A 23,567-nucleotide genomic window follows, 5' to 3' on the forward strand; every position below is an offset into this window, starting at 1 on the left:
GTAGGCACTCGGGAATCGATAGTCACGCAGTTAGACACGCAGCAACGCCAGAGGGCCCTTACCGATCCGGTAAGGGCCCTCTGAACTGCTATCCAGCTGTCGGGGTGGCGGGATTTGAACCCACGACCTCTTCGTCCCGAACGAAGCGCGCTGCCAAGCTGCGCTACACCCCGATTGTCGCTGCTCTCGCGGCGACGTCGTTTACTTTAGCCCACGGCTGGCCTGAGACGAAATCCGGTTTTCTGGGCGTCGGAGGCGGCGTCGGACCGGGTCGGGGCGCACGTGGTCGAGGACGACGATGAGGAGGGCCAGGGCGTAGAAGGCGACGCCGAGGATGGCGGCGTTGCCGAGGACGCCTCCGTAGCCGTGTCGGTCCACGTCGACGAACGGGTAGAGGTAGCGCGCCGGGGTTCCCGGCGTCAGCATCGCGCCGCGGGCGAGGCAGAAGGCCAGGTAGGCGAGGGGGTAGACCAGCCACGTCGCCGCGTTGCGCAGCGCCAGCGGGGTCGGGCGGGTCAGCAGCAGCCAGTCGAGGGCCACGGCGATCGGCGTGACCGTGTGGAGGAGCTGATTGGCGACCGCCTGCCAGCCGGAGAGCGTGTCGTTGCCTCCGGTCATGGAGAACGGGGCCGACTGGTTCGCCAGGATCAGGTGGTAGACCAGGCCCGTGATCGAGATGTAGATCAATGTGCCGCCGGTCAGTACCCCGGGCAGGGGCCTGCACGCCGACCAGGCCCGGCGGGCGGATGCCGCGAAGACCACGGCGACGAGCAGATTGGTCTGGATCGTGAAGTAGCTCAGCACCCGGGCCGGGGTGCCCAGCTTCATCTCGATGGCCACGCCTGTCGCCGCCGCGAGGGCCACCAGGGCGCGGTAGGCCGCCGTGGCCGGGCGGTGGGAGGGAGCCACGACCGCTGTCGCGGGGACGAAGGAGTGGGTCGACGGGAGCATGCCCGGTATCGCGGGGAGATCGGGTATGTCCCTGGGCATAGGGGTGATCATGCCCTCACGCTAAGCGGATCGTGGCATTTGGGCGATATGGGTCGACCGGGCGGGTTACGCGGCCTTGAGGTGTCGTCCAGTGGTGATGTCGTCCGGGGGCGTCGTTCGGTGACGTCCTGCGACCGCCGAGGAGCAGCACGCGGCGTCCGGGCGGCCGGTCGTGTGGGACACCCGGCGGCCTCGTCCAGCGGCCTCATGTGGTGGCCTCGTTCGGTGACGTCCCGCGGTGACGGTTCGTGTCGACGGGGCTCTGCGGCGTCCTCGGTCCGTGGCGGTCGAGCCCGCTACGCCCGCTCCACCAGCGTCAGCAGTGATGCCTCCGGTGGGCAGGCGAAGCGGACCGGGGTGTAGCGGCTCGCTCCGCAGCCCGCCGAGACGTGCATGTACGAGGTCCGGCCCTCCGCCGTGTGCCTGGAGAGCCCCTTGACGCGGTCCGTGTCCAGGTCGCAGTTGGTGACGAAGGCGCCGTAGAAGGGGAGGCAGATCTGGCCGCCGTGGGTGTGGCCGGCCAGGATCAGGGGGTAGCCGTCGGCCGTGAAGGCGTCCAGGCTGCGCAGGTACGGGGCGTGCACGATGCCCATCGAGAAGTCGGCGGACGCGGACGGACCGCCGGCCACACGCGCGTAGCGGTCGCGCTTGATGTGCGGGTCGTCGAGGCCCGTCAGCTCGATCTCCGCGCCCTCCGTCTTCAGCGTCCCCCGCGTGTTCGTCAGGTTCAGCCAGCCCGCGGTGTCGAAACCGTCGCGCAGGTCCTCCCACGGGTTGTGGACGGCGCCCACGACCGGCTTGTTGCCGTTCAGCCCGTGACGGCCCGCCGTCTTCTCGAACAAGTAGCGGGCGGGGTTGCGGAGTGTGGGGCCGTAGTAGTCGTTCGAACCGAAGACGTAGGCGCCGGGGAGCTCCATCAGGGGGCCGAGCGCGTCCAGCACCTCGGGCACGCCCTCCGGGTCCGAGAGGTTGTCCCCGGTGTTGATCACGAAGTCGGGGCGCAGCCCGGCCAGGGAGCGCAGCCAGCGCTGCTTCTTGCGCTGTCCGCTGACCATGTGGATGTCCGAGACCTGAAGAACGCGCAGCGGCCGCATGCCCGGCGGCAAAACCGGGACGGTCACCCGTCGCAGGCGGAAGGAACGGGCCTCGAACCCCGCCGAGTACAGCAGTCCGGCGGCGCCCACCGCCGTGATTCCCAGGGGTACTCCGTATCGCGCGCGCATACTCCCATCGTGTCAGACTCCGGCGCGAGCTCCTGACCGCCTGTGGACAGCCGGCAACCCCGTCCGGGACGGCGGGGGAAGGCGGTTGTGGACGGCCGCCGGACCTCGGCCGGACGGCGCCGCGAAATCAACAGGCGTCCGCGTCACCGCACCTGCGACACTTGACGGCATGACCACGCTCAAGTCGAAGTTGCAGGAAGACCTCAACGCCGCGATCAAGGGGCGCGACGAGCTCCGCTCCTCGACGATCCGGCTGACCCTCTCCGCGATCACCAATGAGGAGGTCGCGGGCAAGACCAAGCGCGAACTCTCCGACGACGAGGTGCAGAAGGTGATCGCCCGCGAGGCGAAGAAGCGTCGTGAGGCCGCCGAGGCCTTCACGCAGGGCGGGCGCCCCGAGTCGGCCGAGCGGGAGCGCGCGGAGGGCGAGATCCTCGCCGTGTATCTGCCCAAGCAGCTTTCCGACGAGGAGCTTCAGCGGATCGTCGCCCAGGCCGTCGAAGAGGCCAAGGCGGCCGGTGCCGAGGGTCCGCGCGCGATGGGCGCCGTCATGAAGATCGTGAACCCGAAGGTGGCCGGGCAGGCCGAGGGCGGCCGCGTCGCCGCCGTCGTGAAGCAGCTGCTCGCGGGCTGACGCCCTTCGCCGGACCGGGGCCTGTGCGGGTCCGGTCGCGCCCGCCACGCGACACCCAGCACGCGTCACGCCGAACACGCGTCACGCCGAACACGCCTTACGCCGAACGCCCCGTGGGCCAGGATCGACTCCTGGCCCACGGGGCGTTCACGCGTCTTACGGCCTACGGGTCAGCGTTGGCCGCCGTCGGTTCCGTTGCCGCTGTTCGTGTTGCCCTGGATCCATCCGTCGGGGAGGGAGAAGGAAGGCGTCGGGAACACCACTCCGCCGTCGCTCTGGCCGTTGACGGTGTTGCCGAGGGTGGTGTTGCCGTTGCCGTTGCCCCCGTGCCGGCCGCGGCCGCGGTTGTCGTCGTCCTGGCCCTTGTCCTTGTGCCTGTCCGGATCCGGAATGTTGATCAGGTTGAAGGACGGGGCTTCCTTGCCCGTGAGGGCGCCCGTCATCAGGTCCCGCCAGATCGGGCCGGGGACCTGACCGCCGTACACCTTGTCGTGCCAGACGCCGCCGATCGTGATGCTCCTCATCTGGACCTGCTGGGTGGCGCTGCCGACCCAGACGGCGCCGGACAGGTTCGGCGTGTAGCCGACGAACCAGGCGTTCTTGCGCTCGTCGGTGGTACCGGTCTTGCCGGCGTTGGCGCGGTCGGTGAGACCGGCCTGCTGGCCCGTACCGGAGTCGATCACGCCGCTCAGCAGGCTGTTCACGGTGTCCGCGGTCGTCTCGGACATGGCCCGCGAGCAGGTCGACTTGGGCACGTCCAGGGACTTCTCACGGCCGCCGATCTGCTGGCTGATCGACTCGATGGCGACGGGGGTGCAGTACATGCCGCGCGAGGCGAAGGCGGCGTAGGCCGTGGCCATGGTGAGCGGCGAGATGCCCTTGGCGCCCAGGGCGATGGAGGGCACCTGGGGGAGCTTGTCGCCGTTGCCCTGGACCACGCCGAGCTTGCCGATCTGGTTCATGACCGGGCACAGGCCGATGTCGGAGATCATCTGCACGAAGTAGGTGTTGACCGACTTCGCCATCGCCTCCTTCAGCTGATACGGGCCCTGCTCGGACTCGCTCTCGTTCGGGACCTTCTCGTTCGCCTGGTTCGTCCACGGCTTGCTGCCGCAGGTCTGCACCGGGCTGGGGTAGGGCATCGAGTTCGGCGAGGAGTACTCCTGCGTCGCCGGCCGGCCCTGTTCCAGCGCGGCCGCGGCCACGAACGGCTTGAACGTCGAACCGGTCGGGAAGCCGTAGTTCGAGCCGCCCATGTCGTAGTTGACCGAGTAGTTGTACTCGGTCTCGTTCTTTCCGGTGCCGAACGGCTTCGACTGGCCCATCCCGAGGATCTTCCCGGTGCCGGGCTCGACCAGGGTGGCCGCCGCCGCGACCTTGTCGGACTTGTAGACGTGGTCCTTCAGCGACGCCCGGATCGCCGCCTGGGACTGCGGGTCGAGCGTCGTACGGATCGTCAGGCCGCCCTGGTTCCAGACCTTCGCCCGGTCCTCCCTGGTCTTGCCGAAGACCGGGTCGCTCAGGAAGACCTTCTCCACGTACTTGCAGAAGAAGCCGGCGCCCTTGATGGCCGTGATGCAGCCGTTCTTCGGCCGGCTGACGTGCAGCCCGAGCTTCGTCGCCTTGGCGGCGTCGGCCTGCTCCTGGGAGATGTCGTGCACCTCGGCCATGCGCTGCAGCACGGTGTTGCGGCGCTTGACGGCCTCCTCCTCGTCGTTGACCGGGTCGTACCGGCTCGGCGACTGGACGATGCCCGCGAGCAGCGCGGACTCCTGGAGGTTCAGTTTCTTGGCGGGCTTGGAGAAGTAGCGCTGGGAGGCGGCCTCGACGCCGTACGCCTGCTCCCCGAAGAACGTGATGTTCAGGTAGTTCTCGAGGATCTTCTTCTTGCCCAGCTTCTCTTCCAGCTGGATCGCGTACTTGAGCTCGCGGATCTTGCGGCCGATGGTCTGCTGGGTGGCCTCGGCGACCTTCGTCGGGTCGTCGCCGGCCTCTTCGACGAAGTAGTTCTTCACCAGCTGCTGGGTCAGGGTGGAGGCGCCCTGGGACACCCCGCCGTTCTGCGCGTTCTGGTTGACCGCGCGCAGGATGCCCTTCAGGTCGATCGCGCCGTGCTGGTAGAAGCGCGAGTCCTCGATCGCGACGATCGCCTTCTGCATGTAGGGCGAGATGTTCTTGAGGTCGAGCACGGTGCGGTCGCGCGAGTAGACCGTCGCGATCTGCCCGCCCTTGCTGTCCAGGATCGTGGTCCGCTGACTCAGCGACGGACTCTTCAGATTGTCCGGAATGTCATCGAACCCCTGGACCGAGCCCTTGGCCGCCAGACCGAGCGCGCCCGCGGCGGGCAGCGCGATTCCGGCCATGACGGCGCCCGCGAGCACGCTGACACCGAGGAACTTGGCGGCCTGCTGCGTAGGGGACAGACCACCGCCCGAGCGCTTCTTTGGCATGAGGGCAGCCTAATCCGTAGTTATGAGCGATCCGCAGGAGCGGGTGCTTCTCGGAGCGTTCGAGTACCAGACCGTGACATCCGAGCGCAGCCGGGCCGTGGAGGCCTCACCGTAGATCGTGCACGGCCTGGTGTGAGTGACGGCGGTCACGCGGGCGTCGAGCGGACGCTGGACGATGCGCCGTCGGCCGCCTCCGTGGCCGCCTCCGTCGTGCTGCGGGCGGCACGCGCAAGGTGTTCGCGATCAAGCCGATGGCCGCCGCCCGCTGTCGCGACCGGCACTCCGTCTCGCGCGAGAAGTCGGACCCAGGCGCCACCCGTCACCCGTGCCTCCGGCAAGGAGTCCGCCATCGACAGACGCTGGGTGAAGAACGACCGGCCCAACCGCGTCGGCCACCTCTGGGTGGCCGTCTCCCGCCCCTGCCTCCGGAAGCGCGACCCCTTCGACGAGCGAGTCGCCTTCCCGGCCGGAGTCTTCGCGGCCGCCGCCTGACTCGATCACGGCCTGCCATCCTGGCCACGTCACGGATGGGGGAGACATGAGCGAGTCGATCGACGGGTGGATCTGGGGCCGCAACCTGCGCGCTTTCTTGGAGGTGTTGTCACACTTCGCCGGGTACGAGTTCGACGACACCGACTGGCGCACCGTCGAAGCCGCGGTCCAGGACACCGACGACGAGAACCCCGACCTCTGGTACGCGTATCCCCTGGTCGGCGCCGACGCCACGCTGGAGGTGAGTCTCGCCCGAGCCGTCGGCGGCGAGGAGATGTCCATCCGCGTCGCGGGAGCGGAGGCCCCTGAACTCAGGCTGCGGGCCGACACCCTGTTGTCCGCCTTCGCTGCCGGCTGACCGCTCCAGAGCGGTCGGCTTGACGGCATGGCAACGTGAGGCGCCTACGTTCTCATTCGCCGGACACGCGTATATGCCTTGGCCTAAGCTGCTCTCAACTGTCACAGCAGTGCGGCCACGTATCAATACGTCCGGCGACCCCGAATCGTTCCGGAGGTTCCGCGTTCTTGTGGAGCGCGTGTCCGAATCAACCTTGTGTGTCACGTGGCGTCCGTTGTGACTCGACCCAACTGTCCCGGTTTGCCGGGATGGTCGCGCATGTCCTCGGCTCACTCCCCCGGGTGATCTGCCGCTTACGCATAGTCCGTTCGGGCCATTCAAGATTGGGCCCGAAGGGGGTGTTGCGCTGTGCCCACCTTCCGTAACGTCCTCAACTGGCGGCGGTGAATATGCCGCTGCCGCCGTGGGGGAGCCTCGATTCGGGAGAGGACGGCGCCGGTATGGGCTGGGTAACCGACTGGAGTGCGCAGGCGGCCTGCCGCACTACCGATCCAGATGAACTGTTCGTTCAAGGAGCAGCGCAGAACAGGGCCAAGGCAGTGTGTACCGGATGTCCGGTTCGCACGGAGTGCCTCGCCGACGCGCTCGACAACCGCGTCGAATTCGGCGTGTGGGGTGGCATGACCGAGCGTGAGCGCCGCGCATTGCTGCGCCGCCGGCCGACCGTCACCTCGTGGCGTCGCCTGCTCGAGACCGCGCGTACGGAGTACGAGCGCGGAGCGGGCCTGCTGCCTCTCGACGAGGAAGAGGTGTACGAGCGCTACGCGGCGGTGGGGTGAGGGGAGCCGCCCGGCACGGCCGGGACGCCGCTCACGGGCCCCTCAGGCCCGCGCGGGCCCTTCCCGGGCCCGCTCGGTGGTCGTGGGGGCCGGGCAGGGGCTGAAACGCCCCCTACGGCGTCTCCGTACTCGGCTTTCGGGGGGAGTTTCGGCCGGTGGGCCGCGCTCAGCTTTCGGGGAGCTCCGGCCGGTGGGCCGCGAGCCGGTTCCCGATGTCCCGCAGCCCCGCGAGATCGTGCACGTCGCCGGGCAGCGCGGCCACTTCGGCCACCGGCACCTCCGGGTGGCGCGAGGCGAAGCGGTCACGCGTGCGCTGCTCGCGGGAGAGCAGCTGCATGCGCTCGGCGTGCAGCCTCAACAGGCCCGCGGTGAGCTGGTCGATGGATCGCTCGGGGTCCGTGGCAGCGGCCCTGTCCGTAGCGGTGGTGTGGTCCGTGCCGGCCGTCCTGTCGGTGATGGCGGGGGAGCCTTCGTCGGGAGCTGCTGCGCCGGAAGCCGGTGATTCTGAACTGCCGTACGTGCCGGGAGAGTTACGAAGTCCAGCCTTCCCGTCCGCCTGATCCACAATGCGGGCCGCGGCAAGATTTTCCGCGGTGCCGGCTTCAGGGTTTTCCGCGGCAGCGGCCTCAGAGGGCTCCCCGGTGGATTCCGGGTTCTCCGGGTCAGGGGAGTCGGCGGAGTCGTCGGCGGGGTCGTCGCCGGAATCAAGATCCTCCGCGGCGGCGAGCGCCCGCTCGGCGGACAGCTGGGTGGCCCCGCTGCCGTGCACCCGGTTGAGCACCAGCCCGGCGAACGGCATCTCCTCCGCGGCCAGCCGCTGCACGAAGTACGCGGCCTCGCGCAGCGCGTCCCGCTCGGGCGCCGCCACCACCAGGAACGCGGTGCCGGGCGCCTGGAGCAGCTTGTACGTGGCGTCGGCCCGGGTACGGAAACCGCCGAACGTGGTGTCCATGGCCGCGACGAACGTCTGCACGTCCTTGAGGAGCTGGCCCCCGAGCAGCTTGCCCAGGGTGCCCGTCATCATCGACATCCCGACGTTCAGGAACTTCATGCCCGCCCGGCCGCCCAGCTTCGCCGGTGCCGTCAGCAGCCGGATCAGCCGCCCGTCGAGGAACGAGCCGAGCCGCTTCGGGGCGTCCAGGAAGTCCAGCGCCGAGCGCGACGGGGGCGTGTCGACCACGATCAGGTCCCACTCGTCGCGTGCCCGCAACTGCCCCAGCTTCTCCATCGCCATGTATTCCTGCGTGCCCGCGAAGCCCGCCGAAAGCGACTGGTAGAAGGGGTTGCCGAGGATGGCCGCCGCTCGGTCTCCGTCCGCGTGCGCCTCGACGATCTCGTCGAACGTGCGCTTCATGTCGAGCATCATGGCGTGCAGCTCGCCGCTCCCCTCGACGCCCTTCACCCGGCGCGGAGTGTTGTCCAGGGAGTCGATGCCCATCGACTGCGCCAGCCTGCGCGCGGGGTCGATGGTGAGCACGACCACCTTGCGGCCGCGCTCCGCGGCCCGCAGCCCGAGAGCCGCCGCCGTGGTCGTCTTGCCGACGCCGCCGGAGCCGCAGCACACCACGATGCGCGTCTCCGGGTCGTCGAGCAGCGGGTCGAGATCGAGGACGCGGGCGGGGTCCAGACTCATGACATCCCTTGCTTACGCAGCAGTGCGGCCAGTTCGTACAGGCCCGCCAGGTCCAGGCCCTCGGCGAGCAGCGGGAGTTCGTGCAACGGCAGGTCCTGCTCGACCAGCACGCTCCGCTGCTCGGTCTCCAGCGTGTACCGCTCCGCGTACTCCCCGGCCTGCTGGAGAAGCGGGTCCACCAGCCGCTCGGCGAGCCCGCCGCGACGCGCGCCGCCGAGGCCGGCCGAGGAGAGCGACTTGGCGATCGCCGACCGGGGAGCCGCCTTCGCCAGCTCCAGGTCGACGCCGTCGAGGAGTGCCGGGCGCACCATGGTCACGATGATCCGGCCCACGGGAAGCTTCGCCGCGCGCAGCTCAGCGATCCCGTCCGCGGTCTCCTGTACGGGCATCTCCTCCAGCAGCGTCACCAAGTGGACCGCCGTCTCCGGCGACTTGAGGACACGCATGACGGCCTGGGCCTGATTGTGTATCGGGCCGATCTTCGCGAGGCCGGCGACCTCGTCGTTGACGTTCAGAAAGCGGGTGATGCGGCCGGTGGGCGGCGCGTCCATCACCACATAGTCGTACGTGAAGCGGCCGCTCTTCTCCTTGCGCCGCACCGCCTCGCAGGCCTTGCCGGTCAGGAGGACGTCCCGCAGGCCGGGCGCGATGGTGGTCGCGAAGTCGATCGCGCCCAGTTTCTTGAGGGCCCGGCCGGCTCCGCCCAGTTTGTAGAACATCTGGAGGTAGTCCAGCAGCGCCAGTTCGGGGTCGATGGCAAGGGCGTACACCTCCCCGCCACCTGGAGCGACGGCGATCTTCCGCTCCTCGTAGGGCAGCGCTTCTGTCTCGAAGAGCTGCGCGATGCCCTGTCTGCCCTCGACCTCGACGAGGAGGGCGCGCTTGCCCTCTGTCGCGAGGGCGAGCGCGAGGGCCGCGGCCACCGTGGTCTTGCCGGTACCGCCCTTGCCGCTGACGACCTGGAGCCTGCTCACGTATTCGAGCCTAACCAGTCCGCCGCCGGAGTAAGCAGGAGGCTGTGGACAAGTGGTGCCGGCGGCGGGTGGCTCGGGCGGGAACGGGTGGTCGCCAACGGCTACAGTCGGCCACATGACCAAATGGGAATACTCCACTGTGCCGCTGCTCGTCCACGCCACGAAGCAGATTCTGGACACCTGGGGCGAGGACGGCTGGGAGCTGGTCCAGGTCGTGCCCGGCCCCAACAACCCCGAGCAGCTCGTGGCCTACCTGAAGCGCGAGAAGTCCGCGTGAGCGGGGCTGTCGAGGCGAAGCTCGCCGAACTCGGACTGAGCCTTCCGGGCGTCGTTCCGCCGCTGGCCGCGTATCAGCCCGCGGTGCAGTCGGGCGTGTACGTGTACACCGCGGGGCAGCTTCCGATGGTGGACGGGAAGCTTCCGGTCACCGGGAAGGTGGGGGCGGAGGTCACGGCCGAGGAGGCCAAGGAACTCGCCCGTACGTGCGCGCTGAACGCTCTGGCGGCCGTGAAGTCGGTCGTGGGCGACCTCGATCGCATCGCGCGTGTCGTCAAGGTCGTGGGATTCGTGGCCTCGGCGTCGGACTTCACCGGGCAGCCGGGTGTGCTGAACGGCGCGAGTGAGCTGCTGGGCGCCGTACTGGGCGACAAGGGCGTGCACGCGCGGAGCGCGGTCGGCGTGGCCGTCCTGCCGCTGGACGCGCCGGTCGAGGTCGAGATCCAGGTGGAGCTCACACACGCGTAGCCCTCCGGGGTGTCACCGGGTGCGGTGTCGCTCCGGTGGGTGGGTCGGGGCCGTGCCGGTGCATCCGCCCGTCGCCGTTGGATCAGACGCCGGTTTCCTGGGGAACCGCTGCTCGATCCGAACCTGAGCGACGGGCATCTGATGTACCGGCACGGCCCCTTCCTCTTCCTGCGTTCCCGGGTGCGGGTGCGGGTGCGGCTGCGAGATCCGGTCCGGCCGGGCCGCTTTTTTGGCCCCGGGGGCAAGAACCAGCCCCTCCGGCGTTTGAGGAGCGGGGTTCGGGGCGGAAGCCCCAGGGTGGGTCGGGCAGGGGCGGAGGGGGCGAAAGAACGCCTGTGGGGCGGTGAGGCCTCGAACATCCGCCCGGCTCGGGATAGCCTCCGGCCATGGGGAATGGGCAATGGTTTCCGGCGGAGTGGCCGGAGCGGATTCGGGCGCTCGCCGAGGGCACGCTGACACCGGTCACGCCGCGGCGCGCCGCCACGGTGATGCTGGTCAAGGACAGTGAGGCCGGCCCCGTGGTCCACATGCTGCGCCGACGCGCCTCCATGGCCTTCGCCGGAGGCGCGTACGCGTATCCGGGCGGCGGCGTGGACCCGCGCGACGACGAGCAGCAGATCCGCTGGGCGGGTCCCACGCGCGCGTGGTGGGCGCGGCGGCTCGGCGTGGACGAGACCTCCGCCCAGGCCATCGTGTGCGCGGCCGTACGGGAGACGTACGAGGAGGCGGGCGTCCTGCTCGCCGGACCAAGCCCGGACACCGTGGTCGGTGACACCACGGGGGACGACTGGGAGGCGGACCGGGCGGCTCTGGTCGCCAGGGAGCTGTCCTTCGCGGAGTTCCTCGACCGCAGAGGGCTCGTGCTCCGCTCGGACCTGCTCGGGGCCTGGGCCCGCTGGATCACTCCGGAGTTCGAGTCCCGCCGCTACGACACGTGGTTCTTCGTGGCCGTCCTCCCGGAGGGCCAGCGCACGCGGAACGCCTCCACCGAGGCCGACCGCACCGTGTGGATCCGTCCCGCCGACGCGGCGGCGGGCTACGACAAGGGCGAACTGCTGATGATGCCGCCCACCATCGCGACCCTGCGCGGGATCGTGGAGTACGAGAGGTCCGCCGACGCCCTCGCCGGCGCGGCCGCCCGTGATCTGACCCCGGTCCTGGCCGAGGCGCGCCTGGAGGACGGCGAGGTCGTCCTCTCCTGGCCCGGACACGACGAGTTCACCAAGCACATCTCGACCGGCGGAGCGTCCGCATGACCGACGCGGCGGCGCTCCCCGGCCAGCCACGAGGAACGGTCCTCTCCGGCCCCGCCACCGCGCGCGCGGTGAACGTCCTCGCCCCCAACGCCTCCGCGATGACCCTGGACGGCACGAACACGTGGATCGTGTCCGAGCCGGACTCCGAGCTCGCGGTCGTCATCGACCCGGGCCCTCTGGACGACGTACATCTGCGCACGGTGCTGGACACGGCCGAGAAGGCGGGAAAGCGCGTCGCGCTGACCCTGCTCACGCACGGGCATCCCGACCACGCGGAGGGAGCGTCGCGCTTCGCCGCGCTGTCGGGGACCGCCGTCCGCGCCCTGGACCCCGCGCTGCGGCTCGGGGACGAAGGGCTGGCCGCGGGAGACGTGATCAGCCTCGGCGGACTCGAACTGCGTGTCGTGCCGACCCCCGGGCACACCGCCGACTCGCTGTGCTTCCATCTCCCGGCCGATCGGGCCGTCCTGACCGGGGACACCGTCCTGGGGCGCGGGACGACCGTGGTGGCCCACCCGGACGGCCGTCTGGGCGACTATCTCGACTCCCTGCGCCGCCTCCGCTCGCTGACGGTCGACGACGGCGTCCACACCGTCCTGCCCGGTCACGGACCGGTCCTCGACGACGCGCAGGGCGCGGTCGAGTTCTATCTGGCCCACCGCGCCCACCGGCTCGCCCAGGTCGAGACCGCCGTCGAGAACGGCCTCCGGTCGCCCGAGGAGGTCGTCGCCCACGTCTACGTGGACGTGGACCGGTCGTTGTGGCCCGCGGCCGAGCTGTCGGTGCGGGCCCAGATGGACTACCTGCGGGAGCACGGGCTCATCTAGGCGCTGTGTGTCCCTGGCGGCCTGTGTGTCCCTGGAGCCGTTTTCCGCGGTTCTGGGGAAGCCTTCAGGGGCGGGGCGCCTTGACGCCGTGCACGCGCGCGTACTCCGCGGCCAGCCAGGGCCCCAGATCGTCCGCGTACGAGCGGAGCACGGCAGGGCCGCCGGTCGGCTCGTATCCGCGTACGGCCGCGTCGCGCATGTCGGCGGCCCGCTCCGGGTAGTACGCGCCGAACGCCTCGGCCATCTCCCCGAGGTCGCTGGTCCAGCCGTTCCAGCGCGGCATGACGAGCGTGAAGCCGGTGCGCACGAGGTGCCGGGACATCGAGCGGACCAGCGGGCGCCTGGCGTCGTCGGTGTCCGCGGCCGCGGCGATCCGCTCGCGCCAGCGCGGCAGCAGCAGGGCGAGGTCGCCGTTCGTCTCACGGGCCAGCAGCGTGTCGGGGCGGTAGCGCGGCAGGTGCCCGGCCAGGTCCTCGCCCAGGAGGGGGGTGCACAGGCAGGCGACGAACCAGCCGAGGTCGTGGGTCTCCAGGTCGCTCAGCAGCCGTGTACGGCTGAACAGCAGCGTTCCCACGCCGTCGATCTCGGCGAACTCCTTGTCGAGCGCCCCTTCGAGAGCGCGGGCGTCGGAGTGGTCGGTGTCGGCCGGCTCATCGCGCAGCGACAGCAGCAGGTCGAGATCGGAGCGTCCCACGCGCGCGGTGCCGCGGGGGATCGAGCCGTAGAGGTACGCGCTGTCCAGCCGGGCCCCGAAGGTGTCCTGGATCCGGTCACGGGCCGCGGCGACGACGGCCCTGAAGGCGTACGGGACGCGCGCGAGTGATCCCTCGCGCTCGATGAACCCCTGGGCGTCGAGCCCTCTGCGCTGCTCTTGTGCGGCCATGAGCCCACTGTGCGGGGAGGGGCTGCCGCGGCGCAGGTCATTTACGGGGGACGAAGACGGGGTCCCGCCTCGGAAGGACGAAGACGGGGTCCCGCCTCGGAAGAAGGCGGGACCCCGTCGACGTACGGCCAAAAGCGTCAGCGTGAACGCTTGGCGAGCCGCTCCACGTCCAGGAGGATCACCGCGCGGGCCTCCAGGCGGAGCCAGCCGCGGCCCGCGAAGTCCGCGAGCGCCTTGTTGACGGTCTCGCGGGAGGCGCCGACCAGCTGGGCCAGTTCCTCCTGCGTGAGGTCGTGCACCACGTGGATGCCCTCTTCGGACTGCACACCGAAGCGGCGCGACAGGTCGAGCAGGGCGCGCGCGACACGGCCGGGCACGTCGGAGAAGACCAGGTCGGACATCTGGTCGTTGGTCTTGCGCAGGCGCCGGGCGACGGCGCGCAGCAGGGCGGCGGCCACCTCGGGGCGGGCGTTCAGCCAGGGCTGGAGGTCGCCGTGGCCGAGGCCGAGCAGCTTGACCTCGGTGAGCGCGGTGGCGGTCGCCGTGCGCGGGCCCGGGTCGAACAGCGACAGTTCGCCGATCAGCTCCCCGGGGCCGAGGACGGCGAGCATGTTCTCGCGCCCGTCGGGGGAGGTGCGGTGGAGCTTCACCTTGCCCTCGGTGACCACATAGAGGCGGTCGCCGGGGTCGCCTTCATGGAAGAGGGCGTCGCCTCGCGCGAGGGTCACCTCACTCATGGAGGCGCGGAGCTCCGCGGCCTGCTCGTCATCGAGCGCCGCGAAGAGCGGGGCGCGCCGCAGAACGTCGTCCACGAGTTCTCTCCTTGTCGACCTGCTCAGGGGAACCTTGCTCCCCCTTGGTACCAGGGGACCGTGTTCCCCATCTTGCCGGACGGTCCAAACAGTGTGATCAGTCACAAGTCTGCCGCACCGGCGTCCCGGCGAGTGCGGCAGGGGGCCAATTGGGGGCCGATCTTCGAGGTCCGGGGCGGATGTCGGTGCCGGGCTTTAGGCTGGCCGGGTGTCCAAATCGCCGGTGAGAGCACAGGCCAAGGGGGCTGGACGGGTGGGTGTACGTCGCGATTCCGCTGTGGGCGAACAGGGCCCCGACGGAACCGAAGAACAGGCGAAAGCGACAAAGTCGGCGCCGGTGAAGGCGGTGCCGAGGGCGGCGTCGAAGGCGGCATCAACGACCGCCGGCGGGAAGAGCGCGAAGAAGGCGGCGCCTCGGACCGCCAAGAAGGTGACAGCCGCGAGAACGCCCGACAGGAAGGCGACACCGGCCGAGGCGGCCTCCGGAGGGACGGCCCCCGGGAAATCCGCCTCGAAGAAGGCCGTTCCGGTGAGGGCTGCCTCGAAGAAGGCCGTTCGGGTGAGCGCCGCGTCCAAGAAGACGTCGTCCGGCGAGACCGTCTCCAAGAAGGCGTCGCCCGGCGAGGGCGTGTCCAAGAAGGCGTCGCCCAGTGAGGCCGCGTCCAAGAAGGCGGCGATTGCCGCCCCCGTGCCGACGCGGAACGAGTCGCGCACCGCCCTCGTCCGCCGGGCCCGCCGTATCAACCGCGAACTCGCCGAGGTGTACCCGTACGCCCACCCGGAGCTGGACTTCGAGAACCCCTTCCAGCTCGTCGTCGCCACGGTCCTGTCCGCTCAGACCACCGACCTTCGGGTGAACCAGACGACGCCGGCGCTGTTCGCCAGGTACCCCACCCCCGAGGACCTCGCCGAGGCCAACCCGGAGGAGGTCGAGGAGATCCTGCGCCCGACCGGGTTCTTCCGGGCCAAGACCAAATCCGTCATAGGGCTCTCCAGGGCCCTGAGGGACGACTTCGGGGGCGAGGTGCCCGGACGCCTCGAAGACCTCGTGAAACTGCCCGGAGTGGGCCGCAAGACCGCCTTCGTCGTGCTCGGCAACGCCTTCGGGCGGCCCGGGATCACCGTCGACACCCATTTCCAGCGACTCGTGCGGCGCTGGCGGTGGACCGAGGAGACCGACCCGGACAAGATCGAGAAGGCCGTCGGCGGGCTCTTCCCGAAGAGCGAGTGGACGATGCTGTCGCACCACGTGATCTTCCACGGCCGCCGCATCTGCCACGCCCGCAAGCCCGCCTGTGGCGCCTGCCCCATCGCCCCCCTCTGCCCGGCGTACGGGGAGGGCGAGACGGACCCCGAGAAGGCGAAGAAGCTCCTGAAGTACGAGAAGGGCGGCTTCCCCGGACAGCGGCTCAACCCCCCGCAGGCCTACTTGGACGCGGGCGGCCGGCCCGCACCCCCGCTGGGCGCCGGATGACGGAACGAACACGGTCCCGGCGGGCGTTGGGAACAGCAGAACGGGGGTGGCGATGAAGCGCGCGGGCAACACGCGGAACACGAGCGACGCGCAGGGCGGGCCGGTGCTCAGCAAGGACGGCCTGCCCGGCTGGCTGGACCCGGTCGTGCGGGTCGCGGAGACCGTGGAGCCGCTCCAGCTGAGCCGTTTCCTGCCGCCGGCGAACGGCGCGGGCCGCCAGTCCGCGGTGCTCATCCTCTTCGGCGAGGGCCCGCGTGGTCCCGAGCTGTTGCTCATGGAACGGGCGGGCACCCTCAGGTCGCACGCCGGGCAGCCGTCCTTCCCCGGTGGCGCCCTCGATCCCGAGGACGGCGACCCGAGGACCGACGGGCCGCTGAACGCCGCCCTGCGCGAGGCCGAGGAGGAGACCGGCCTCGATCCGAGCGGCGTCCAGCTCTTCGGGGTCCTGCCCAAGCTGTACATCCCGGTCAGCCGATTCGTGGTCGCTCCCGTCCTCGGCTGGTGGCACCGCCCGACGCCGGTCGGCGTCGTCGACCCGGGCGAGACGGCCCGGGTCTTCACCGTTCCCGTGGTGGATCTCACGGATCCCGCCAATCGCGCGACCACCGTCCACCCCAGTGGTCACCGGGGCCCGGCATTTCTGGTCGAATCGGCACTGGTCTGGGGTTTTACCGCCGGAGTGATCGACAAGATCCTGCACTTCGCGGGCTGGGAGCGTCCGTGGGACCGCGAGAAGCAGGTCCCGCTCGACTGGCGCGCGTGACAAGGTGACCTTCGTGAATGTGCTGGACATCCTGTTGCTGGTCGCTGCCGTGTGGTTCGCGATCGTGGGCTATCGCCAGGGCTTCGTCGTCGGCATCCTGTCGGTGATCGGCTTCCTGGGCGGCGGTCTCGTCGCCGTCTACCTGCTCCCGGTCGTCTGGAGCTGGACGACCGACGACAGCAAGGTGAGTACGACCGCCGCCGTCGTCGCCGTGGTCGTCGTGATCGTCTGTGCCTCCGTCGGCCAGGCCCTCACCACCCACCTCGGCAACAAGCTCCGCCGGCACATCACCTGGTCCCCCGCCAGAGCCCTGGACGCGACCGGCGGCGCCCTGGTGAACGTCGTGGCGATGCTGCTCGTCGCCTGGCTGATCGGCTCCGCGCTCGCCGGCACGACGCTGCCGACGCTCGGCAAGGAGGTCCGCAGCTCCAAGGTGCTGCTCGGGGTCTCCCGCGCGCTGCCCGCCCAGGCCAACACCTGGTTCGCCGACTTCTCCTCGGTCCTCGCGCAGAACGGCTTCCCGCAGGTCTTCAGCCCGTTCGCCAACGAACCCATCACCGAGGTCCGGCCGCCCGACCCCCAGCTCGCCGCCGGCCCCGTCGCCATCCGCTCGCAGAACTCCATCGTCAAGGTCATGGGCACCGCCCAGAGTTGCGGCAAGGTCCTCGAAGGCACCGGTTTCGTCTTCGGCGACCGCCGCGTGATGACCAACGCGCACGTGGTCGGCGGAGTCGACGAACCCACCGTCCAGATAGGCGGCCAGGGCAAGAAGTACGACGCCACGGTCGTCCTGTACGACTGGGAGCGCGACATCGCCGTACTGGACGTACCGAATCTGAAGGCGCCCGCGCTGCGGTTCAGCACCCAGGACGCGACCAGCGGCGACAGCGCGATCGTCGCCGGGTTCCCGCAGAACGGCTCGTACAACGTCCAGCCCGCGCGCGTGCGGGGCCGCATCACGGCCACCGGCCCGGACATCTACCACCGCAAGACGGTGCGCCGCGACGTCTACTCGCTCTACGCGACGGTCCGTCAGGGCAACTCCGGGGGACCGCTGCTGACACCCGAGGGCAAGGTGTACGGCGTGGTCTTCGCGAAGTCGCTCGACGACGCCGAGACCGGTTACGCGCTCACCGCGGACGAGATCCGGCAGGACATCGCCAAGGGGCGTACGGCCAACCAGCAGGTGGACAGCGACAGCTGCGCGCTCTGACCGGCGGGAGAGACCTCGGCGGTGTGTGCGGCGACGGCTGCCCGTTCTGACCGGTGGGCAGGTCCTCAGCCGCGGGGATGGCGCAGCCGCACGGAGACCCAGCGAGCCCGGCGGCGCAGAATGTGCGGAATCCCCACACGCGGATCCGTGCCCGTCAATTGCGGGGCGCCCCCCTGACGAGAGCTCAGACCCGAGGCCGAGCGGCGATTGCGTGGTGCGTCACTGTAGTCGTGCGTCCAGCCCATACCCCGACGTCTGCCCCTGCGCCAAGGTCGATAACCTCGCCCCGGCCCCTCAATTGGCCTATGCGCCAGGCAAGTGGCCGTTCGGAGGACACGTGTTCGCCGTCCCCTTTCCGGACGCGACACCGGGCGCGTTCGCGCGGTCACGCCGGGGTGACCGAGGTGTCACCGATCGGGTTCCGGATCCTTCAGCCAGTTGATCAGTTCGGTGGAGAAAGCGACCGGATCCTCTTCGTGCGGGAAGTGGCCGAGACCGTCGAACAGCCGCCAGCGGTACGGCGCTTCGACGTACTCCCCCGAGCCCGCCGCGCTGCGCGTGCGCATCACGGGATCGAGTGAGCCGTGCAGATGCAGGGTCGGCACCCGCACCGGCGGCTTCATGCGCCGGTTGAACTGGATGCCGTCCGGGCGCGCCATGGACCGCACCATCCACCGGTAGGGCTCGATGGAGCAGTGCGCGGTCGACGGGATGCGCATGGCCCTGCGGTACGTCTCCAGGGTGTCCTCGTCCGGCTGCCGGGGCCCCGACCAGTCGCTCACCAGACGGCCCACCAGGGCGGCGTCGTCGGCGAGGAGTTGGCGTTCGGGGATCCAGGGGCGCTGGAACCCCCAGATGTACGAGCCGGCCGTCGTCTGCCTGATGTCGGAGAGCATCGCGGAACGCCAGCGCCGCGGATGCGGCATGGAGGACACCGCGAGCCGGCGGACGAGCTTGGGCCGCATGGCGGCCGCCGTCCACGCGAGATAGCCGCCGAGGTCGTGTCCGACGAGAGCGGCGTCGGGCTCGCCGAGGGAGCGTACGACCCCGGTGATGTCGAGAGCGAGGTTGGCGGGGTCGTAGCCGCGCGGGGTGCGGTCGCTGCCCCCGACGCCCCGCAGGTCCATGGCGACGGCCCGGAACCCGGCGTCGGCGAGCGCGGCGAGCTGGTGCCGCCAGGTCCACCAGAACTGCGGGAAGCCGTGCAGCAGCAGGACGAGCGGCCCGTCGCCGAGCTCGGCGATGTGGAAGCGCGCGCCGTTGGCGGCTACGTCCCGGTGCGTGACTTTGCGGCCGCCGGGAAGGTCGATCCGTACGACCGAGGTGGGTTGCGCCGAAGGTGTGGCGGGGTCCGTCATGAGGATGAGCGTGCCACAGCCTTGACGGCGTCCTCGACCGGCTCGGGCCGGGGGTGCGGCTTGGCGTTCGGCAGAACACCCGCCGTCTCCTTCACGGAGGCGGCCACCTTCTGCGGGCCCTGGCTCTTCTTGACCTTCTTCGCGAAGATCACGCCGATCAGCGCGAGCACGGCCGCGACCAGCACGTTCGCCGCGAACGACAGCAGGAAGCAGATCGCGAGATTCCAGTGGCTCCAGGTGCGGATGCCGTACGCGAGGGCGAAGCTGAGCATCGGCAGGGAGAAGATCAGGGTCATGCCGGCGGCCGAGAACGCGCCGCCGCTGACCGCACCGCGCTTGACGTCCTGCTTGAGCTGCGCCTTCGCCAGCGCGATCTCGTCGTGCACCAGCGCGGACATCTCGGTCGTCGCCGCGGCGACCAACTGGCCGATGCTGCGTTCGGCACCGACCGGGCTCCCGTCGGGTGCGCTCATCGCGATCTCCCTCTTCTGCATGTGTTTGTACGGTCCTGTCAGATCATGCCGGACCGTCGTCCCCCTCGCTTGCCCCACCCGCCACTTCGGCAAGCCTGCGGTGTTCCGCGGCCTTCCGTTCGTAGATCGCGGCCATGCGCAGGTGGTACGCCGGCTTGTCCTGCTCGTAGATGTCGGGGATGCCGTCGTGGTCCTCGTCGCGCTCCTCGGCCTCGCACAGCGAGCGGTACTTGGCGTTGCGTATCTTCAGCAGCGCCGTGGCGAGTACGGCCGCGATGAACGAGCCGATCAGGACGGCGGCCTTGGTCTCGTCGGTGAGGTTCGTATCGCCTTCGAAGGCGAGCTCGCCGATGAGCAGGGAGACGGTGAAGCCGATGCCGGCGAGGGTGGCGACGGCGGCGACGTCGGCCCATTCCAGGTCGTCGCTGAGCGAGGCCCGGGTGAACCGGGCCGTCAGCCACGTACCGCCGAAGATGCCGACGCCCTTGCCGATGACGAGTCCGAGCACCACGCCGAGCGTCTCGGGCCGGGTGAACACGTCGTGGATCGCGCCGCCAGATACCGCGACGCCGGCGCTGAACAGGGCGAACAGCGGCACGGCGAGTCCCGCCGACACCGGGCGCACCAGGTGTTCGATGTGCTCGCCGGGGGAGTGCTCCTCGCCTTCGCGTGGATGGCAGCGCAGCATCAGGCCCATGGCGACACCGGCGATGGTGGCGTGGATGCCGCTGTTGTACATCAGGGCCCAGACGACCAGGGCGAGCGGCACGTACACGTACCAGCCGCGCACCTCCTTGCGCAGCAGCAGCCAGAAGAGGCCGAGGCCCACGAAGGCCCCCGCGAGCGCCGCGAAGTTGATGGTGTCGGTGAAGAAGAACGCGATGATCAGGATCGCGAACAGGTCGTCGACGACGGCGAGGGTGAGCAGGAAGGCGCGCAGGGCGGACGGCAGCGACGTGCCGATGACGGCGAGCACGGCGAGCGCGAAGGCGATGTCGGTGGCGGTGGGGACGGCCCATCCCTTGAGCGAGCCGTCGCCGACGATGTTGGTCAGGACGTAGACGACCGCGGGCACGGCCATGCCGCAGACCGCGGCGACCACGGGCAGGACCGCGGCCTTCGGATCCCGCAGGTCCCCGGCCACGAGCTCGCGCTTCAGCTCGATGCCGGCGACGAAGAAGAAGACGGCGAGCAGTCCGTCGGCCGCCCAGTGCTCCACGGAGAGATCGAGCCCGAGGGCGGCCGGTCCGAAGTGGTAGTGCGAGACGGTCTCGTAGCTGTGCGGCAGGGTGTTCGCCCAGATCAGTGCCGCGACCGCCGCGATCAGCAGGAGCACGCCGCCCACCGTCTCGGTGCGCAGCGCGTCCGCCACGAAGTTCCGTTCGGGCAGGGACAGTCGGCCGAAGAACTTGCGGGTGGTGGTGGGGGGCGCGGCCACGGGGAGAACCTCCGGTCGAGCAGGCAGGACGGAGCACTCGCCGACCAGACTTCCCGGCACACCATGAACGATCTTGTCGCGTCTTTGACGCTTTGCTTACCTTACCCACGATGCGGCCGGCTCGGTGGGGGATCTTCACGGTACGGCCGAACCGGGCGCGGGGCCCGCTGGATGGGCCGATGGGGAACGGGACTGCGCTGATCAGGGGCCGGGGGTCGGGGGCCGCGAGGATCGGCGGGGGTGCGGGGAAATGCGTGAGGGGTGGGGGGGGGGGGGGGGGGGGGGCCCCCCCCCCCCCCCCCCCCCCCCCACCCCTCAGGGCCGGGCCGGCGGGGTGGGCCCGCCTCAGTCCTCGCTGGGCGCGGCCGGCAGCTTCTCCTGGATCAGATCCATCACCGTGGAGTCGGTGAGCGTCGTGACGTCACCGAGCTCGCGGTTCTCGGCCACGTCGCGCAGCAGCCGGCGCATGATCTTCCCGGACCGGGTCTTCGGCAGCTCCGCCACCGGCAGGACCCGCTTCGGCTTGGCGATCGGACCGAGCGTGGTGCCCACGTGGTTGCGCAGGTCCGCGACCAGCCCGGCATCCTCGGCGGAGGCGGTCCCGCGCAGGATGACGAAGGCCACGATCGCCTGCCCCGTCGTCTCGTCCGCCGCACCCACGACCGCCGCCTCGGCGACCGCCGGGTGGGAGACGAGGGCCGACTCGACCTCGGTCGTCGAGATGTTGTGCCCGGACACGAGCATCACGTCGTCGACGCGCCCGAGCAGCCAGATGTCGCCGTCCTCGTCCTTCTTGGCCCCGTCCCCGGCGAAGTACTTGCCCTCGAAGCGCGACCAGTACGTGTCGAGGAACCGCTGGTCGTCACCCCAGATCGTGCGCAGCATCGACGGCCACGGCTCGGTCAGCACGAGGTAGCCGCCACCGCCGTCGGGCACCTCGTTCGCCTCGTCGTCGACCACCGTCGCCGCGATGCCGGGCAGGGCGCGCTGTGCGGAGCCCGGCTTCGTCTCGGTGACCCCGGGCAGCGGCGAGATCATCATCGCGCCGGTCTCGGTCTGCCACCAGGTGTCCACGATCGGCGTACGATCCCCGCCGATGTGCTTGCGATACCAGATCCACGCCTCGGGGTTGATCGGCTCGCCGACCGACCCGAGCACCCGCAGCGAGGACAGGTCGAACTTCGCGGGGATGTCGTCGCCCCACTTCATGAACGTACGGATGGCCGTGGGTGCCGTGTACAGGATCGTCACCCCGTACTTCTGCACGATCTCCCAGAACCGCCCCTGGTGCGGAGTGTCCGGCGTTCCCTCGTACATGACCTGCGTCGCGCCGTTCGAGAGCGGTCCGTACGTGATGTACGAGTGCCCGGTGACCCAGCCGACGTCGGCCGTGCACCAGTACACGTCGGTCTCCGGCTTGAGGTCGAAGACGGCGTGGTGCGTGTACGAGGCCTGCGTCAGGTAGCCGCCCGAGGTGTGCAGGATGCCCTTCGGCTTCCCGGTGGTCCCGGACGTGTAGAGGATGAACAGCGGCTGCTCGGCGTCGAACGCCTCCGGCGTGTGCTCGGCCGACTGCCGTCCGACGATGTCGTGCCACCACACATCGCGGCCCTCGGTCCAGGCGACGTCCTCGCCGGTGCGGCGCACGACCAGCACCTTGTCGACCCCGTCGACCCGGCTCACGGCGTCGTCGACGGCGGGCTTCAGCGCGGACGGCTTTCCGCGCCGGTAACCGCCGTCGGCGGTGATGACCAGCTTGGCGTCGGCGTCCTGGATGCGGGTGGCGATCGCGTCGGCGGAGAACCCGCCGAACACCACCGAGTGCGCGGCGCCGATACGGGCGCAGGCCAGCATCGCGACGACGGCCTCGGGGATCATCGGCAGGTAGACGGCGACCCGGTCGCCCTTGTCGATACCCAGCTCGGTGAGGGCGTTCGCGGCCCGCGACACCTCGTCCTTGAGCTCGGCGTAGGTGATGGCCCGGCTGTCGCCCGGCTCACCCTCGAAGTGGATGGCGACGCGGTCACCGTTCCCGGCCTCGACATGCCGGTCCACGCAGTTGTACGCGACGTTCAGTTTGCCGTCGGCGAACCACTTCGCGAACGGCGGATTGGACCAGTCCAGCGTCTCGGTCGGCTCGGTGGCCCAGGTCAGCCGACGTGCCTGCTCGGCCCAGAAGCCGAGCCTGTCAGCCTTGGCCTGCTCATACGCCTCCGCGGTGACATTGGCGTTCGCCGCCAGGTCGGCGGGCGGCGCGAACCTGCGCTCTTCCTTCAGCAGGTTGGCCAGGCTTTCGTTGCTCACGACATCTCCCTTTCCCAGGGTGTCCGTTGTGTCCCAGGCCACAGCTCATCAGACCAGGGGCCCGGTGACAAGGGCCGACCTGGAATTGGTTTAGACCTATCCCGGCCGCTGGCCCGAGCTTCCCGTCCACACGGCGCACCCACGCCCCGCGAAACGGCCCGCTGTTCCTCTCGCGACCACTCGGGTCCGCACGAGTCTGCCCCCTTGTGGCACGCACGTACCGGCCACCCGGTTCATTCGGGGGCACCTGGCCCACCCGGCGCCCCGGTCCCTTCCCCACCCGTCCTCGGCCTGGCGCCTCGATTTCCTCGGCCAGGCATGTCGGCGCTCCGGCCCCGCCCCGCGACCGGGGCCGGAGCGCCGGCAGCGGACGCCGTACGTGGTGGGGGGGGGCCCCCCCCCGGGGCCCCCCCCCCCCCCCCCCACCCGCGGACTGCCCAAAAGAAGCCCTCCCCCCGCAGAGTGAAAAACCCCCCCCGTGAGACAAGC

24 protein-coding genes and 1 tRNA gene are annotated in these 23,567 nt (G+C 70.3%); 11 read left to right on the forward strand and 14 right to left on the reverse strand.

Features of this window, described 5'->3' with window-relative positions:
* Positions 1–99: 99 nt before the first annotated feature.
* The 3 genes from ACF07B_RS20095 to ACF07B_RS20105 form a co-directional block, all read right to left on the reverse strand.
* Positions 100–173: transfer RNA gene (locus ACF07B_RS20095), tRNA-Pro, on the reverse strand.
* A gap of 28 nt (positions 174–201) precedes the next feature.
* The gene (locus tag ACF07B_RS20100) at positions 202–990 is read right to left on the reverse strand and encodes a Pr6Pr family membrane protein (RefSeq protein WP_392179863.1); all 789 of its coding nucleotides are present in this window, start codon (positions 988–990) and stop codon (positions 202–204) included.
* Positions 991–1,286: 296 nt separating this feature from the next.
* Positions 1,287–2,213 (reverse strand): metallophosphoesterase, encoded by a 927-nt coding sequence (locus ACF07B_RS20105; RefSeq protein ID WP_369480997.1) that lies wholly within the window; start codon positions 2,211–2,213, stop codon positions 1,287–1,289.
* Positions 2,214–2,382: 169 nt separating this feature from the next.
* On the opposite strand from ACF07B_RS20105, the gene ACF07B_RS20110 reads away from it, so the two are divergent.
* A complete protein-coding gene (locus ACF07B_RS20110) occupies positions 2,383–2,847 on the forward strand; it encodes a GatB/YqeY domain-containing protein (RefSeq protein WP_362395626.1) in 465 nt (154 codons plus the stop codon).
* A gap of 170 nt (positions 2,848–3,017) precedes the next feature.
* Here the strand turns inward: ACF07B_RS20110 and ACF07B_RS20115 are convergent, their stop codons facing one another.
* Positions 3,018–5,297 carry a transglycosylase domain-containing protein gene (locus tag ACF07B_RS20115; protein WP_392179864.1) on the reverse strand — a complete coding sequence of 760 codons (2,280 nt, stop codon included), beginning with the start codon at positions 5,295–5,297 and terminating at the stop codon, positions 3,018–3,020.
* A gap of 363 nt (positions 5,298–5,660) precedes the next feature.
* On the opposite strand from ACF07B_RS20115, the gene ACF07B_RS20120 reads away from it, so the two are divergent.
* The 3 genes from ACF07B_RS20120 (at position 5,661) to wblA (ending at position 6,926) form a co-directional block, all read left to right on the forward strand.
* Positions 5,661–5,789, forward strand: a complete 129-nt coding sequence (locus tag ACF07B_RS20120; RefSeq protein ID WP_392179865.1) for a hypothetical protein — start codon at positions 5,661–5,663, stop codon at positions 5,787–5,789.
* 46 nt (positions 5,790–5,835) lie between these two features.
* Positions 5,836–6,147 (forward strand): hypothetical protein, encoded by a 312-nt coding sequence (locus ACF07B_RS20125; RefSeq protein WP_392179866.1) that lies wholly within the window; start codon positions 5,836–5,838, stop codon positions 6,145–6,147.
* 440 nt (positions 6,148–6,587) lie between these two features.
* Positions 6,588–6,926 (forward strand): transcriptional regulator WblA, encoded by a 339-nt coding sequence (wblA, locus tag ACF07B_RS20130; protein ID WP_028799159.1) that lies wholly within the window; start codon positions 6,588–6,590, stop codon positions 6,924–6,926.
* A gap of 166 nt (positions 6,927–7,092) precedes the next feature.
* Here wblA and ACF07B_RS20135 read toward each other — a convergent pair whose 3' ends face one another.
* Entirely contained in the window at positions 7,093–8,559 is a 1,467-nt protein-coding gene (locus tag ACF07B_RS20135) for an ArsA family ATPase (protein ID WP_392179867.1), read from the reverse strand.
* Positions 8,556–9,533 carry an ArsA-related P-loop ATPase gene (locus ACF07B_RS20140; protein ID WP_392179868.1) on the reverse strand — a complete coding sequence of 326 codons (978 nt, stop codon included), beginning with the start codon at positions 9,531–9,533 and terminating at the stop codon, positions 8,556–8,558. The genes ACF07B_RS20135 and ACF07B_RS20140 overlap by 4 nt, the downstream gene beginning before the upstream one ends.
* A gap of 115 nt (positions 9,534–9,648) precedes the next feature.
* Between ACF07B_RS20140 and ACF07B_RS20145 the strand changes: the two genes are divergently transcribed.
* The 4 genes from ACF07B_RS20145 (at position 9,649) to ACF07B_RS20160 (ending at position 12,360) form a co-directional block, all read left to right on the forward strand.
* Positions 9,649–9,810, forward strand: a complete 162-nt coding sequence (locus ACF07B_RS20145; RefSeq protein WP_261704751.1) for a DUF4177 domain-containing protein — start codon at positions 9,649–9,651, stop codon at positions 9,808–9,810.
* Positions 9,807–10,277 (forward strand): RidA family protein, encoded by a 471-nt coding sequence (locus ACF07B_RS20150; protein WP_326786491.1) that lies wholly within the window; start codon positions 9,807–9,809, stop codon positions 10,275–10,277. Before ACF07B_RS20145 ends, ACF07B_RS20150 begins: the two co-directional genes overlap by 4 nt.
* Positions 10,278–10,663: 386 nt before the next feature.
* Positions 10,664–11,533 carry an NUDIX hydrolase gene (locus tag ACF07B_RS20155; protein WP_392179869.1) on the forward strand — a complete coding sequence of 290 codons (870 nt, stop codon included), beginning with the start codon at positions 10,664–10,666 and terminating at the stop codon, positions 11,531–11,533.
* The gene (locus tag ACF07B_RS20160) at positions 11,530–12,360 is read left to right on the forward strand and encodes an MBL fold metallo-hydrolase (RefSeq protein ID WP_369480991.1); all 831 of its coding nucleotides are present in this window, start codon (positions 11,530–11,532) and stop codon (positions 12,358–12,360) included. The genes ACF07B_RS20155 and ACF07B_RS20160 overlap by 4 nt, the downstream gene beginning before the upstream one ends.
* A gap of 64 nt (positions 12,361–12,424) precedes the next feature.
* On the opposite strand, the gene ACF07B_RS20165 is transcribed toward ACF07B_RS20160, so the two are convergent.
* The 3 genes from ACF07B_RS20165 to ACF07B_RS20175 all read right to left on the reverse strand — a co-directional run bounded on the left by ACF07B_RS20165 (position 12,425) and on the right by ACF07B_RS20175 (position 14,631).
* Positions 12,425–13,243 carry a nucleotidyltransferase gene (locus ACF07B_RS20165; protein ID WP_392179870.1) on the reverse strand — a complete coding sequence of 273 codons (819 nt, stop codon included), beginning with the start codon at positions 13,241–13,243 and terminating at the stop codon, positions 12,425–12,427.
* Between the two features lie 137 nt (positions 13,244–13,380).
* Positions 13,381–14,055, reverse strand: a complete 675-nt coding sequence (locus ACF07B_RS20170) for a Crp/Fnr family transcriptional regulator (protein ID WP_006382668.1) — start codon at positions 14,053–14,055, stop codon at positions 13,381–13,383.
* A 195-nt stretch (positions 14,056–14,250) separates the two neighbouring features.
* Entirely contained in the window at positions 14,251–14,631 is a 381-nt protein-coding gene (locus tag ACF07B_RS20175; protein ID WP_392179871.1) for a hypothetical protein, read from the reverse strand.
* Here ACF07B_RS20175 and nth point away from each other — a divergent pair.
* Genes nth through ACF07B_RS20190 form a run of 3 tightly spaced genes read left to right on the forward strand, consistent with a single transcriptional unit; the run spans position 14,615 to position 17,505 of the window.
* The gene (gene nth, locus ACF07B_RS20180) at positions 14,615–15,529 is read left to right on the forward strand and encodes an endonuclease III (RefSeq protein WP_392179872.1); all 915 of its coding nucleotides are present in this window, start codon (positions 14,615–14,617) and stop codon (positions 15,527–15,529) included. The genes ACF07B_RS20175 and nth overlap by 17 nt on opposite strands.
* 52 nt (positions 15,530–15,581) lie before the next feature.
* On the forward strand, positions 15,582–16,292 hold the full coding sequence (locus ACF07B_RS20185; RefSeq protein WP_392179891.1) for an NUDIX hydrolase: 711 nt from the start codon (positions 15,582–15,584) through the stop codon (positions 16,290–16,292).
* Between the two features lie 13 nt (positions 16,293–16,305).
* Positions 16,306–17,505, forward strand: a complete 1,200-nt coding sequence (locus tag ACF07B_RS20190; RefSeq protein WP_392179873.1) for a MarP family serine protease — start codon at positions 16,306–16,308, stop codon at positions 17,503–17,505.
* A gap of 65 nt (positions 17,506–17,570) precedes the next feature.
* Here ACF07B_RS20190 and ACF07B_RS20195 read toward each other — a convergent pair whose 3' ends face one another.
* The 5 genes from ACF07B_RS20195 to acs form a co-directional block, all read right to left on the reverse strand.
* Positions 17,571–17,750, reverse strand: coding sequence for a hypothetical protein (locus ACF07B_RS20195; RefSeq protein ID WP_362395653.1), 180 nt, complete (start codon positions 17,748–17,750; stop codon positions 17,571–17,573).
* Between the two features lie 162 nt (positions 17,751–17,912).
* Positions 17,913–18,863: an alpha/beta fold hydrolase gene (locus ACF07B_RS20200; protein WP_369480988.1), complete on the reverse strand. Its 951-nt coding sequence runs from the start codon at positions 18,861–18,863 to the stop codon at positions 17,913–17,915.
* On the reverse strand, positions 18,860–19,336 hold the full coding sequence (locus ACF07B_RS20205; protein ID WP_362395658.1) for a phage holin family protein: 477 nt from the start codon (positions 19,334–19,336) through the stop codon (positions 18,860–18,862). The genes ACF07B_RS20200 and ACF07B_RS20205 overlap by 4 nt, the downstream gene beginning before the upstream one ends.
* A gap of 43 nt (positions 19,337–19,379) precedes the next feature.
* Positions 19,380–20,774, reverse strand: a complete 1,395-nt coding sequence (gene nhaA / locus ACF07B_RS20210) for a Na+/H+ antiporter NhaA (protein WP_392179874.1) — start codon at positions 20,772–20,774, stop codon at positions 19,380–19,382.
* 345 nt (positions 20,775–21,119) lie between these two features.
* Complete coding sequence (gene acs / locus ACF07B_RS20215) at positions 21,120–23,120, reverse strand: acetate--CoA ligase (RefSeq protein ID WP_392179875.1); 2,001 nt, start codon at positions 23,118–23,120, stop codon at positions 21,120–21,122.
* Positions 23,121–23,567: the final 447 nt, after the last annotated feature.

It is taken from the genome of Streptomyces sp. NPDC015532, from assembly GCF_043078065.1.
Taxonomy (GTDB): Bacteria; Actinomycetota; Actinomycetes; order Streptomycetales; family Streptomycetaceae; genus Streptomyces.